The sequence below is a fragment of the Acidovorax sp. GW460-11-11-14-LB4 genome (genome assembly GCF_059423685.1).
Genome location: NZ_JBWKYJ010000049.1, coordinates 25,616 through 38,303, shown reverse-complemented (window position 1 = coordinate 38,303; position 12,688 = coordinate 25,616). Strand labels below are relative to the sequence as shown.

The 12,688-nt window shown below is 66.8% G+C and carries 13 protein-coding genes; 8 read left to right on the top strand and 5 right to left on the bottom strand.

From position 1 onward, the window contains the following. Positions 1–550, top strand: a 550-nt coding sequence (locus tag AC07X4_RS16630; protein ID WP_494740692.1) for a dihydrofolate reductase family protein, incomplete at its 5' end; no start/stop codon positions are given. A gap of 48 nt (positions 551–598) precedes the next feature. Here AC07X4_RS16630 and AC07X4_RS16625 read toward each other — a convergent pair. Continuing rightward, on the bottom strand, positions 599–1,036 hold the full coding sequence (locus AC07X4_RS16625; protein WP_056064760.1) for an Lrp/AsnC family transcriptional regulator: 438 nt from the start codon (positions 1,034–1,036) through the stop codon (positions 599–601). 139 nt (positions 1,037–1,175) lie between these two features. Here AC07X4_RS16625 and AC07X4_RS16620 point away from each other — a divergent pair, with 139 nt between their 5' ends. Further along, positions 1,176–1,721, top strand: coding sequence for an RBBP9/YdeN family alpha/beta hydrolase (locus AC07X4_RS16620; RefSeq protein ID WP_494740691.1), 546 nt, complete (start codon positions 1,176–1,178; stop codon positions 1,719–1,721). A 65-nt stretch (positions 1,722–1,786) separates the two neighbouring features. On the opposite strand, the gene AC07X4_RS16615 is transcribed toward AC07X4_RS16620, so the two are convergent. Beyond that, a complete protein-coding gene (locus tag AC07X4_RS16615) occupies positions 1,787–2,281 on the bottom strand; it encodes a DUF2242 domain-containing protein (protein ID WP_056747050.1) in 495 nt (164 codons plus the stop codon). A 489-nt stretch (positions 2,282–2,770) separates the two neighbouring features. Between AC07X4_RS16615 and AC07X4_RS16610 the strand changes: the two genes are divergently transcribed. Then, positions 2,771–3,205 carry a thermonuclease family protein gene (locus AC07X4_RS16610; RefSeq protein WP_146871460.1) on the top strand — a complete coding sequence of 145 codons (435 nt, stop codon included), beginning with the start codon at positions 2,771–2,773 and terminating at the stop codon, positions 3,203–3,205. A gap of 57 nt (positions 3,206–3,262) precedes the next feature. Here AC07X4_RS16610 and AC07X4_RS16605 read toward each other — a convergent pair whose 3' ends face one another. After that, positions 3,263–4,966, bottom strand: a complete 1,704-nt coding sequence (locus AC07X4_RS16605) for a flagellinolysin (protein WP_395453623.1) — start codon at positions 4,964–4,966, stop codon at positions 3,263–3,265. Positions 4,967–5,214: 248 nt separating this feature from the next. Between AC07X4_RS16605 and AC07X4_RS16600 the strand changes: the two genes are divergently transcribed. From AC07X4_RS16600 to AC07X4_RS16590, 3 genes are all read left to right on the top strand, one after another. Beyond that, positions 5,215–6,498 carry an MFS transporter gene (locus AC07X4_RS16600; RefSeq protein WP_494740693.1) on the top strand — a complete coding sequence of 428 codons (1,284 nt, stop codon included), beginning with the start codon at positions 5,215–5,217 and terminating at the stop codon, positions 6,496–6,498. 175 nt (positions 6,499–6,673) lie between these two features. After that, positions 6,674–8,284, top strand: a complete 1,611-nt coding sequence (locus tag AC07X4_RS16595) for a DUF1800 domain-containing protein (protein WP_494740690.1) — start codon at positions 6,674–6,676, stop codon at positions 8,282–8,284. 199 nt (positions 8,285–8,483) lie between these two features. Further along, on the top strand, positions 8,484–9,710 hold the full coding sequence (locus AC07X4_RS16590; RefSeq protein ID WP_494740689.1) for a DUF1501 domain-containing protein: 1,227 nt from the start codon (positions 8,484–8,486) through the stop codon (positions 9,708–9,710). A gap of 98 nt (positions 9,711–9,808) precedes the next feature. Here AC07X4_RS16590 and AC07X4_RS16585 read toward each other — a convergent pair whose 3' ends face one another. Then, positions 9,809–10,726 (bottom strand): DHH family phosphoesterase, encoded by a 918-nt coding sequence (locus AC07X4_RS16585; RefSeq protein WP_146871464.1) that lies wholly within the window; start codon positions 10,724–10,726, stop codon positions 9,809–9,811. 124 nt (positions 10,727–10,850) lie between these two features. Here AC07X4_RS16585 and AC07X4_RS16580 point away from each other — a divergent pair, with 124 nt between their 5' ends. Continuing rightward, positions 10,851–11,330 carry a tellurite resistance TerB family protein gene (locus AC07X4_RS16580; protein ID WP_494740688.1) on the top strand — a complete coding sequence of 160 codons (480 nt, stop codon included), beginning with the start codon at positions 10,851–10,853 and terminating at the stop codon, positions 11,328–11,330. A gap of 78 nt (positions 11,331–11,408) precedes the next feature. Here AC07X4_RS16580 and AC07X4_RS16575 read toward each other — a convergent pair whose 3' ends face one another. Then, positions 11,409–11,744, bottom strand: coding sequence for an ankyrin repeat domain-containing protein (locus AC07X4_RS16575; protein WP_056064787.1), 336 nt, complete (start codon positions 11,742–11,744; stop codon positions 11,409–11,411). A 106-nt stretch (positions 11,745–11,850) separates the two neighbouring features. On the opposite strand from AC07X4_RS16575, the gene AC07X4_RS16570 reads away from it, so the two are divergent. Beyond that, entirely contained in the window at positions 11,851–12,639 is a 789-nt protein-coding gene (locus AC07X4_RS16570; RefSeq protein ID WP_494740687.1) for a pseudouridine synthase, read from the top strand. Positions 12,640–12,688 lie beyond the last annotated feature (49 nt).

Sequence of the window (12,688 nt, the reverse complement as noted above, 5' to 3'; positions counted from 1 at the left end):
CCCCCGCCCCGGCAAAACCCAGTTCTACGGCGCAGCCAGCCTCGATGGCTTCCTCGCCACGCCCGACCATGACCTCGACTGGCTGCTGCAATTTGGCGAGATCGAGGGCTCCAGCTACCCCGCGTTCATCCGCGACGTGGGTGCGCTGGCAATGGGATCGCACACCTACGAATGGATGCTGAAACATGCCATCGATGCGGGCCAGCCCTGGCCTTACACGCCGCCGACCTGGGTGTTCAGTGCACGCACGCTGCGCGGCATTGAAGGCGCGGATGTGCGCTTTGTGCGTGGCGATGTGCTGCCCGTGCACCAGGCCATGGTGCAGGCTGCAGCGGGGCGCAATGTGTGGGTCGTGGGTGGGGGTGATCTGGTGGGGCAGTTTTACGACGCTGGCCTGCTGGACGAGCTGATCGTGCAGATCGCCCCCGTCACGCTGGGCGCAGGCACGCCGCTGTTGCCTCGCCAGATCATGCGCCCCCCGCTGCAGCTCAAGTCAGTGACCACGCCGGGCGGCATTTTTGCAGAGCTCCGGTACCTGGTCACCCGTTGAGCAGGCTAGCCCGCGCGGGTCACCCGCAGGTTCTGCTGACCCGCCGCGTCATGCCAGCGGCACCATCTTGCTCACGGGGTGCGACAGCACCAAGGCGGTAGACACGCTGCCAAACGCCGCCAGGGCATCCACCACGCGCTCCAGGTCTGCCGGCTGTCCAAATGCGCAGCGCACCACAAAGCAGTCCTCTCCCGTCACGCGCACGGCGTCCAATACCTCGGGCATGGTCTGAAACAGCTGCACGTAGCGCTGAATGTGTTCGTGCGTGGTGCGCACCCGCACCACAGCCTGCAAGCCCAGGCCAGCGGCAGCCAGGTCGATGCGGGCCTGGTAGCCCACGATCACACCTGCGTCTTCGAGTTTCTTGACGCGCTCGCTCATCGCAGGCTGCGACAGACCGATCTGCTTGCCCAAGGCAGACAGGCTCTGGCGAGCGTCGGCCTGCAGGGCCATGAGGATCTGTCGGTCTTTTTTGTCCAGCTCCACGGTGCAATGCTCCCTTTGCGATGACTTCAAGGTTTGGAGGGCCACTTTCCGATGATGCCCCCTGCCCATCCACAGGCGCGGCACCTATCGTTGGCAGGCAGTGACACCACTGCTTTTTTGACCCGAAGGAATTTTGACGATGAGACCTGTTTTGCTTGTTCCCGGCATCTACAACTCCGGCCCCCGCCACTGGCAATCATTGTGGCAAACCCAGCACACGGGCGTGGTGCAGGTGGAGCAGGCCGATTGGGCACACCCGCAATGCGACGCCTGGGTGCAGGCCATTGACGCGGCCATCACTGCAGCAGGCCAGCCCCCCATCGTGGTGGCCCACAGCCTGGGTTGCCTGGCACTGGCGCGGTGGGCAGCCAGCGCGTTGACCGCTGTGCATGCCCTGCTGCTGGTGGCCGTGCCAGACCCCGATGGGCCCGACTTTCCACCGGATGCCAAAGGCTTCACGCCCGTGCCTGCGGCGCTGACCGCCTCGGGTCAGCCTGCGCGGCGGACCATGCTGGTGAGCAGCAGCGACGATCCGTATTCCACTGCATCCTTCTCGGCCCATTGCGCAGCCGCCTGGGGTGCCCAGCAGGTGGACCTGGGGGCCAAGGGGCATATCAATGCCGACAGCGGCCTGGGCGACTGGCCCGAAGGATGGGCCTGGGTACAACGCTGGCGCGCCGCCTGATGAGGCACCAGCGGGAAGTGGGCCGAGAGACGACCGAAAAAAAAGCCGGGCACGCCCCCGGCTGCTCAGTCTGCCAGCGCCTGGTCGATGACCAGGTAGCGTTTGACCAGGTCAAAAAAGCTGTCGTAGAAGGTGTCCTTGGCAATGGTCTCGCTGCCCACCTTGACCAGGGACTCGCTGCTGGATGAGAACGGCAGCGACACCGAGCCGATGGCGCCCACACCCACGCTGGCCGAGTTGTTGGTCTTGCGCAATGCGTAGGTGTCCTGGGTGGCCGTCACAAAGCCCAGGCTGACCTTGCCGTCGTTGGCCTCGGGCACACACACCACGCGCACCACCATCTGCAGGTGCGACTCGGGCTCGGGCTGGAAGCTCTTCTTGCCTTCCACCAGGTCGGCCGCGCTGGACGAGATGACGTAGCCCTGGCTGAGCAGCGCGCGGCGCGAGGCTTCACACGTCTGGGCCGGCGTGGCATCGAACAGGCGCGAGTACGTGGCGACCGAGCCAAAGTTCTCCTGCACGCCAAACGTCTTGGCCCCTGTGCCGGCACAGCCTGCCATGACCAAAGTCGCGCCACAGGCCAGGGCCACTGCAGCGGTGCGCAGGGGCGATGGTTGGGGGGCATGGGATTCTGTGGACCAGGGGAAACGCAAAACCGGGACTCCTTGGGGGTGGTCGGCTATCGCCGACGATAACAAGCGCGAAGCAAACGCGACGCGAGCGCATTGGACAATGCACCCCATTGTCACAGCGCCTGGGGTGTCTGACGGCAGTAACCGCTCCCGGTTCCCCAGATTCTTCAAGCCATGCACACCACGGCGTGGTCACACCTTGAAGCAAAGCAGACCTGTGGCCCGCCAGGTGCTACGCAGGGCGGCGGCATGCGCATGCCCCCATACCAGCCCTTGTTGTGTCATCGTCATCACGCAGCACACCGCTATACTATTAATAGCTAAAAAAGCATGCTGTTGTAGCGCACCCAGCCAAATCGCTCCATTTTTGCAAGAAACACTGGCGCCAGTGCCTGCAAACACACACCCAAGCTCCCTGTGCCCCTCGCTTCCCTGTTTTGCCTGGTCGTTGCCATCAGCGACGGCGACACCCTCACTGCCCGCTGCGGGCCACCTGGTGCCTACCAGCAGGTGAAGGTGCGCATCGCCGCCATCGATGCGCCCGAGTCGAGGCAAGCGTTTGGGCAGAAGTCGCGGCAGCACCTGGCACAGCTGTGCTTTCGACAACGGGCCACGCTACAACCCGTGGATGAGGACAGCTACGGCCGCATGGTGGCGCAGGTGCGTTGTGGTGGCACCGATGTCGCCACGGCACAGGTGCGCGCAGGCATGGCCTGGGTGTACACGCCCTACGCCAGCCACTACCCGCACCTGGCGCCCTTGCAGCGCTCTGCGCAGGCGCAGCATGCGGGCCTGTGGTCCCAAAAGCGGCCTTTGGCGCCCTGGGACTATAGGCACCGGCAGCGCCGTTGACTCGCCAGGGAAACGGCGCGCACCACCGCCTCGCTGACGATCCTGAGCGGAAGGCGATCAGTTGCGCAGCAAGGCCAGCACGCCCTGGGGCATCTGGTTGGCCTGCACCACCATGGCGTTTCCAGCCTGCTGCAGGATCTGCTGGCGCGCCAGCGAAGCGGTTTCCACTGCGAAGTCTGTGTCCACCACGCGAGCGCGGCTGGCCGACAGGTTTTCGCTGCTGACCTGCAGATTGCCGATGGTGGCCTCCAGGCGCGAGGCCTGGGCGCCCAGCACGGCGCGCTGGCTGCTCACATAGTCCAGCGCGCGGTCCACCGCCACGATGGCCTGTGCGGGCGACACCGTGACGTCCAGCGTGTTGCGCAGGCCCAGCGCCCCCAGGCTGATCACGCCCACCCGCGTCTCCAGCGTCTGGTTGGCGTTGGCGCCGACCTGGAACACCTTGGTGCTCACGGCCCCGGCGTTCTTGGCAATCGTTTCGTACGACTCGGTGAACCCCTCCAGCACATCCTGGCCGGAGCGGCTGCCCATGTTGGGAATGGCGGCCTTGGCATTGCGCGCGGCGCCGCCGTCCACATCCAGCCCACCGATCGCCCCCGTGTCGTCGTTGTTCAGGTCAAAGGTGCCGATGAACGCGGCGCCGTTGGTGGCGAACTGGCTCTTGACATCGGCCGCGTTGGTAAACACGCCGTGCGAGGCATTGGCGATGGCGGTGTCGAGGGTGGCGCCCGGGTTGGCGTTCATGTAGGTCAGCACATCCTTGACCCCTGTGCCCCCCGCCGCCTTGATGCGGTCATGCATGTAGCGCACCGCCGAATAGCTGGACGAGTAGAACTCGCTGGTGTTCGTGGGGCCATTGATGGCGGCCACCACGCCTGCCGTGGTCACTGCAGCGATGTCGTTCTTGACCCGCTCATCCGCCCCCTGGATGAACTCGGCCGTGCCTTCGATGAACCACAGGTTGCCGGCCTGCAGGTTCTGCCAGTTGGTGCTGCGGGCCATCACGGCGTGCACCATCTCGTGGCCGATGATGCGGTCGTTGTAGTACGGCGCGGTGCCGCCGTTGGGCAGGTTGGGGGGCACAAAGTCAGCCATGTCCACCTGCAACACCAGACTCAGTCCCCGGCCGTTGGCGTCATAGCCCGTGTTTTGCACATAGGCAGCCACCCCGCCGGCGCCGTCGGTGTAGCCGGTGTAGCGGATGTCGAGCTTGGCACCATCGGCCTTGAGGCCGTAGTAAGTGCGGATGAGCTGTTCGCTGCTTTCCAGCCAGCTGCCCGCGCTGGTCAAGCCGTCGTACACGCCCAGCAGGTTTTCATCGCCCACCACGCTGGCGCTAGAGGTGTCGAACACGTTCATACCATTGAACTGGGTGGTGCGGCCGGTGCGGTCAATCTCCTGCGCAAGGCGCGAGACCTCTGCCTGAATGGCCTCCCGGTCGGAGGCACTGTTGGTGTCATTGGCCGCCTGCACGGCCAGTTCGCGGATGCGCTGCAGGCTGGCAGCCACGCCCTGCAGGGCCCCCTCGGCCGTCTGCATCAGCGACAAGCCGTCGTTGGCGTTGCGCACCGCCTGGTTCATGCCCCGGACCTGGGAGGTAAAACGCTCCGAGATGGCAAGGCCCGCCGCGTCGTCCTTGGCAGTGTTGATGCGCAGGCCCGAAGACAGGCGCTGCACGGTCGTCGCCAGGTCGCCCAGTGCATTGCCGAGCCGGCGCTGCGCATTCAGCGACATCACATTGGTGTTGATCGTCAACGCCATGGCTCGACCATTGGTCTCCAGGGGGTGAATCGGCGCAGCGCACAAGCGCCACGGGCGGAGCGGGCCTGCATTTCAGGGCCTCTGTCGTCTTTTCGGCAGGTCGGCAGAGAACCTGAGGCCCGGGCGCCTCGCCTGAGCGCCGGGCTTTACCCCGCCTTCACAGCGCGCCCGCGCCGAGGGCGCTAGCATCAGGGTTCTCCCCAGGTCCGCGCAGCCCTGGGCCGCCTCTCTGCTCCCACGCCTTGTCCATGCCCGTTCCCGAGCCCAGTTCGCCTGTTCCCGCCGCCAGCGACGCCCAGAGCGTCTATCGCCATAACGGTTTTGTCTCCTTTCTGGTCGCCCGCGTGGTGGCCGTCATCGCCACCCAGGTACAGGCGGTGGTGGTGGCCTGGCAGGTGTACGACCTGACCCGGCAGCCGCTGGCGCTGGCCTATGTGGGGCTGGCGCAGTTTCTGCCCATGCTGGCTTTGTTGCTGCCCGCGGGCGACCTGATCGACCGCTTTGACCGCAAGCGCATCCTGGCGATCGCCTGGTCGGTGGGTGGCCTGTGCAGCGCCCTGCTCTGGTGGCTGTCTGGCCACGGCAGCAGTGGGGTGGCGGGCATTTATGCCGTGCTGGTGCTGTATGGCTGTGCCCGCGCGTTCTCGGGCCCGGCCATGCAGAGCCTGTTGCCACAGATCGTGCCCCGTGCACAACTGGCCCAGGCCATCGCCGCCAATAGCATGCTGATGCGTGTGGCCAGCATTGGCGGGCCGCTGCTGGGCGGGCTGCTGTATGCGCTGGGCGGCGGCGAGCTGACCTATGCCATCTGCTGCGCGTGTTTTGTGCTGGGGGTGGCCCTGCTGCTGCGGGTGGTGGTGGCCCATGCCACGGCACCCTGCCCCGCGCAAGGCACGATGTTCGAGCGCTTTGGCGCGGGCATCACCTTCATCCGCACGCGGCCCATCATCCTGGGCACCATCTCGCTGGACCTGTTTGCCGTGCTGCTGGGCGGCGTGGTGGCGCTGCTGCCCATCTATGCGCAAGAGGTGCTGCATGTGGGCCCGGCGGGCCTGGGTGCGCTGCGCAGTGCCATGGCTGTGGGCGAAGTCAGCGCCGGGCTGTACCTGAGTATGCGGCCCTTCAACCGCCAAGTGGGCCGCACCATGTTCATCGCGGTGGCGGTGTTTGGCGTGGCCAACCTGGTGTTTGCACTGTCCACGCTGTTCTGGCTGTCGTTTGCGGCGCTGCTGGTGGCGGGCGCGGCCGATATGGTGAGCGTGTACATCCGGGGCGCTCTGGTGCAGTTCTCCACGCCCGACACCATGCGCGGGCGGGTGAACGCGGTGAACATGCTGTTCATCGGCTCGTCCAACGAACTGGGCGAATTCCGCGCGGGCACCAGCGCCGCATGGCTGGGCGTGGTGCCCGCCGCCATCGTGGGCGGCCTGTGCACGCTGGGTGTGGTGGGTGGCTGGATGATGGCGTTCCAGACTCTGCGCAAGGTAGACCGTTTTGAAGAGGCGGCGCAGGCCACGGGCGCAGCGCCATAGCACCGAGAACCTGTTCTCAGGCGATCATGATCATGTCTGGGGGCTTGGAGATACCCCTCGATACATCCTCCCTGGCGTTTGTGTCGCGCAGGTAAAACCCGCCGTGCGGGCTTGCATGCGGGTGGTGGCAGCGGCACCATGCGGACAGCCATTGGCTGGCTGCCAGCGAGGCCCCATGACCCCCACTAACCCACTGCACCTCCACCGCCGCACCCTGCTGCTCGGCCTGGCGGGTTGCGCCGTCTTTGGCGCCCCCCTTGCCACACAAGCCGCGCCCCCCGCAGCCGCAGTGCCCCACACAACAGGCCCGGGCACCTGGAGCGCGGCCGACGAGCCCACCCTGGCCCGCCTGCTGGACCGCGTGACCTGGGGCTGCACCGCCCAGGGCACGCAAGCGCTGGGTGGCTTGAGCATCAGCGCGTATCTGGCTGCGCAACTGCGCCCAGGTGTCCACACCGCACTGCCCCGCGAAGCCCAGGCACAGATCGACGCCATGGCCATCTCGCGCACCCCCATCGAGGCGCTGGCGGCCGACATGGAAGCCCGCAACCGCGCCGCCAAGGCCCAACCCACCGAGGACGAGCGCAAGGCTGCGCTCAAGGCCTGGCAGCAGGACATGCGCGCCCTGCAGCAAGAGGCTGCCGCCCGGTTTGTGCTGCGCGCGCTGTATTCGCCCAGCCAGTTGCGCGAGAAGATGACCTGGTTCTGGATGAACCACTTCAACGTGTTTGCAGGCAAAGGCAACCTGCGCGCCCTGGTGGGCGACTACGAAGAGCGTGCGGTGCGCCCCCACGCGCTGGGCCGCTTTCGCGACCTGCTGGGCGCCACCGTGCGCCACCCGGCCATGCTGCGCTACCTGGACAACGCGCAGAACGCTGCAGGCCGCATCAACGAAAACTACGCGCGCGAGCTGATGGAGCTGCACACGCTGGGCGTGGACGGTGGCTACAGCCAGCAGGACGTGCAGGAGCTGGCCCGCGTGCTGACCGGCGTGGGCGTGTCGCAGCGGCCGCCGGGCGACGAGCCCCCGCGCATGCGGCCCGCACTGCTTCGCCACTACGTGCGCGAGGGATTGTTTGAATTCAACCCGCAGCGGCATGACTGGGACCCCAAAACACTGCTCGGCCAGCCGCTCCGCGCCCAAGGCCTGGCCGAGGTGGACGAAGCGCTGGACCGCTTGGCCCGTGCGCCTGCCACCGCGCGCTTCATCACCCGCAAAATCGCGCTCTTTCTGGTGGGCGACAACCCGCCCCCCGCACTGCTGCAGGCACTGGCCCGCAGCTTTGAGCGCACGGACGGCGACATTGCGGCAGTGCTGGAAACGCTGTTCCACACACCAGAGTTCCGCGCATCCCTGGGCCAGCGTTTTCGGGACCCGGTGCACTACGCGCTGGCGGGCCTGCGCCTGGCCCACGGCGATGCCGTGCTGCCCAACACCGACCCTGCGCTGGCGTGGCTGCAACGGCTGGCCGAGCCTTTGTATGGCCGTGTCACGCCCGATGGCTACCCGCTGGACTCCGCGACATGGTCAGGCTCGGGGCAGATGAGCACGCGCTTTGAGATGGCGCGGGCCTTGGGTACAGGCGCCCTGGCCGCCCCACCAGCGAACGATGACGCGGCACCCCGCGCCGCGCCGCGCATGCCGCCCGGCCTGGCGCAGACCGCCTACGTGCGTACGCTGGAGCCCACGTGGTCCCCGGCCACGCGCAGCGCATTGGCACAGGCCACCTCACCGCGCGAATGGAACCTGCTGTTCCTCGCATCCCCTGAGTTCATGCACGGATGAGGAGAGGAGATGGAGTACATCCCCCTGAGTCGCTTCGCGCCTTCCTCTTCTCTCGAATGGCTTCGCCCTTCGGGAAGGGGGACGCAGCCCGTGCGGCGGGGCGGCCCTTGCACGGCTGCCACGGCTTTGACCGCGACGCGCCTGCGCAGCAGCCGATGATGCGTTCGGGCGCCATTGAATAGGTCGAAAGGACAGCCCCATGCTTTGTAGACGACACCTTCTCCAGGCCCTGGGCGCCAGCGCACTCGGCACGGGCCTGGGCGTGCACAGCGCCAGCGTGCTCGCCGCGCCCCGCGCTCAGGACGCGCGCTTTCTGCTGGTGTTCTTGCGCGGTGGCTACGACTGCGCCAGCCTGCTGGTGCCCACGGCCAGCAGCTACTACTACGAGACACGGCCCAACATCGCCATCGCCCGGCCGGGGCAGGAGGGCGGCACCCTGCCGCTCACGCCCGACTGGGGCCTGCACCCCGCAATGGCTGAATCGATGCTGCCGCTGTACCAGCAGCGCCAGCTCGCCTTTGTTCCGTTTGCAGGCACGGACGATCTCTCCCGCAGCCATTTCGACACCCAGGACAGCATTGAGCTGGGCCAGCCCCTGGGCGGGCGGCGCGACTACCGATCGGGCTTTCTGAACCGGCTGGTGGCCGAGCTGAACCCGCGCGCCGACAGTGCCCCGGTGGCGCTGCAGCCGATGGCGTTCACCAGCACCCTGCCCCTGGTGCTGCGCGGAGCGGTGGACGTGCCCAACACTGCCCTGAGCGCAGGCGCGGGGCGCGGTGGTGTGGATGCGCGGCAGGCCGAACTCATCGCCTCCATGTATCAGGGCACACCGCTGGCCACGCCCGTGAACGAAGGCTTTGCCACCCGCGATGAGGTCGCCCGCACCATGCAGGGCGAGATGGAAGCCGCCAGCCGCAATGCACTGAGTACCAAGGGATTTGAAGGCACGGCCCGGCGCATGGCGCGACTCATGCAGTCGCGCTATCAGCTCGGCTTTGTGGACGTGGGCGGCTGGGACACCCATGTGGGCCAGGGCGCCGCCACCGGCACGCTGGCCAACCGCCTGGAGGAACTGGGCCGGGGCCTGGCAGGCTTTGCCGACGAGATGGGCCCCGCGTGGAAGTCCACCGTGGTGGTGGTGATCAGCGAGTTTGGCCGCACCTTCCGCGAGAACGGCAACCGGGGCACGGACCATGGCCACGGCACGGTGTTCTGGGTGCTGGGCGGCGGGGTGAATGGCGGCCGCATCGCGGGCGAGCAGCAGGCGCTGACCGCCACCACGCTGTTCCAGAAACGCGACTACCCCGTGCTCAACGACTACCGCAGTGTGTTGGGGGGACTGTTCGCCCGCATGTACGGGCTGAACGCGGCGGCCGTGGCGCGGGTGTTTCCAGGGGCCCAGGGGGCCGACCTGCGGCTGGTTTAGCCGCGCTGGCGTCCCACATCATTCACTATATTTTTGATAGCTACTCAGGCATATATTTCTAGCGCTACAGGCGATTTATCCTCTAAATCGCCCGGGCATCACGCGTTGAAGGTACCTGTCAGCAGCTCTGGCAGGCGCTCCACCTTCATCTTGAAGCCGCAGGCCTGCGCATGGCCACCGCCGCCCATGCTTTCGGCCAGCGCGATGCAGTCAAAGTTGCGCTGCGCACGCAGCCCCACCTTCACGCCCTTTTCGCCTGCACTCCACATCAGCGCAAAGGTGCCCGTTTTGGCCGAGAGGATGTCGCCCACCAGGCTGTGGAACATGCCGGGGGCATTGACCATCAGGCCCGTGATGCCGTTGAACACCAGCGGCTGCGCGCCTTCGGCGATGTCGGCGCAGAGCTTGCGGTACTTCTGGTCCATGGCCTCGCCGCGCACCATGAACTGCTGGAGCTGTTCGGGCGTGAAGTCGGCAATCTCGCGCCAGCGCGCAAAGCCTTGCTCTTCCATGTCCAGGGCTGACAGGAAGGCAGCGCTCTCGGCAAACTCCCACTTCCAGATGTCGCGGTCTTCCACGTATTTGAACAGGGCAGGCATCGGTTCGTGCGGATGGAAAAACTCCCACGCCAGCCGCGCACCCGACTTGTTCATGTCGAAGTGCACCACGCCGCAGCGGCAGGCAAAGCCGGTGAGCTTTTCGGCCGCGCTCTTGTGGTGGTCCAGCATGACCAGCTTGGCGGCGCGCTCGTCGATGGCGGCCATCACCTCGTTGGCAAACGAGAAGTCGAGGATGTAGACCGCGCGGCCTTGCAGGGGCGGCAGGTCGTCCACGGTCTTGACATCGCCGTGGTCCAGCCCCACGTATTCAGCCTGGTCGCCGTAGTACAGCCATGCCGCCAGCGCCGCGCCAAAGCCATCGGGGCAATTGCGCCCGTGGTACAGGATCAGCGGTGCGGGGTCGTTCTTGTCGGGGGCAACCAGCAGTTGCAAGGGGAGTATGGTTTTCTTCGTCATGGCCCCCGATTGTCGCCGGGGCTTTGTGCCGCAGCGAGCGCAACGTGCGCAGCCAGCACATGTCAGCGGAACCAACCCCACCCCCAACGCCTCCACCCTACTGACGCAGCCAGCAAACCACACGATGTTCCAAGCCCTCAAAGACCTGCTTGAAAGCCTCACCCCGTTCAACCCCGTGCCATCTCCTGCAGAGCGTGCGCGGTCTGTGCAACTGGCAGCCGCCGTGTTGCTGGTGGAGGTGGTACGGGCCCAGTCGGCGGTGGGCGATGCGGAGCGCAGCGTGATGCAGACTGCACTGCACCGGCAATTTGCACTAAGTGACGATGAACTGCAGCTCCTGCTGGAACAGGCCGCAGCCACCTCCAGAACCGCCTACGACTACCAGCGCTTCACCAGCCAGCTGAACGAGCATTTCACGCAGGACGAGAAGATCCAGCTCGTTGAAGCCATGTGGCAGGTCGCCTACGCGGACGCACGCCCGGACGAGAACGAGATGCACACCATCAGCAAGGTGGCCGGCCTGCTGCATGTGACGCACGGCGAGTACATCGGCGCCAAGCTCAGGGCGAAAGAAACAGCACACGCAGGCCAGTCACCCCATTGAGACGGGCGCGGCCCCGATGAGCGCCGCAGCGCACGAGTGGCGTCCCTTGGGGAAAGGACGCCAAGCAACCCCGGGGGGCTAAATGGGCAACCAGCGCCACCAGAACGGCTTGCGCTCTTCCTTGGCGCCCTGCGCCTGCAGCAAGGCGATGAACTCGGTGCGCCGGTAGCGGCGGGCGGCCTCCAGCGGGGTCATGTCGTCGAAGTCCGACCGCAGCCCCGGGTCAGCCCCATGCGCCAGCAGGTAGTGAGCGATCTCGTGGTGGCCGTGGATCAGGCTCGCCACCAACGGCGTGCAAAGGATCTCGGGATGCTGGTAGTTGGGGTTCACGCCTGCACTGATGTGGTGGCGCACCAGCGCCAGGTCGCCCGCCACGGCGGCGGCGTACATGTCTTTCCAGTCTCCAGCGGACATACCTGGGCATCCTTTGCAAGGGTTGAACGGGGCCAGTGTAGGCAGCGGCGCGTGCGGCACAATCCGCGCCTTCCCCTAGCCCGCGATGGCGCACACACATTCCTCCATGCACCCTCCCCTGCACATCCTCTGGCGCGACGAGCACTTGGTGGCCGTGTACAAGCCCGCAGGCTGGCTGGTGCACCGCACGGGGCTGGACGCGGGCGAGACGCGGTTTGTGATGCAGACCCTGCGCGACCAGCTGGGCCGGCATGTGTTCCCGGTGCACCGGCTCGACAAGGGCACCTGCGGTGTGCTGGTGATGGCGCTGCACAGCGATGCGGCGCGCTCACTGTCGCAAGCCTTCGAGCATGGCGCCACGCACAAGCGCTACCTGGCGATGGTGCGCGGCTGGGCGCCCGAGGCCATCGAGGTGGACCATGCCTTGAAACCCGATGATGCGCCCGCGGACGCCGCCGTGCAGGACGCCCACACGCGCTTTCGGCGGCTGGCGCAGCTCACATTGCCCGAGGCCAGCGACGCGCGTTTTGCCACCACCCGCGCCTCGCTGGTCGAGGCCCTCCCGACCACCGGGCGGCGCCACCAGATCCGCCGCCACCTCAAACACCTGGCGCACCCCATCGTTGGCGATGCCACGCACGGCAAGGGCCCGCTCAACCGCTGGTGGGCCGAGCGGCTGGGGCAGCAGCGGCTGTGGCTGCATGCCTGGCAGTTGACGGTGCCGCACCCGGTGTCGGGGGTGGCGATGACCTTCGACAGCGGGCTGCGCTGGCCGGGGCCCGCGGACTGGGACTGCGGGCACGCCCCCGCCGACGACTCCACCGTGCCATGTGCCGACTGGCAGCGCCTGTTTGCCAAGCTGCCCTGGCACGAGACCCCCGTCCCGGCCCCGTAACGCGGGCGACACGGTGACGGCATGCCCGTCGAAATAATGGGCGCTCTCA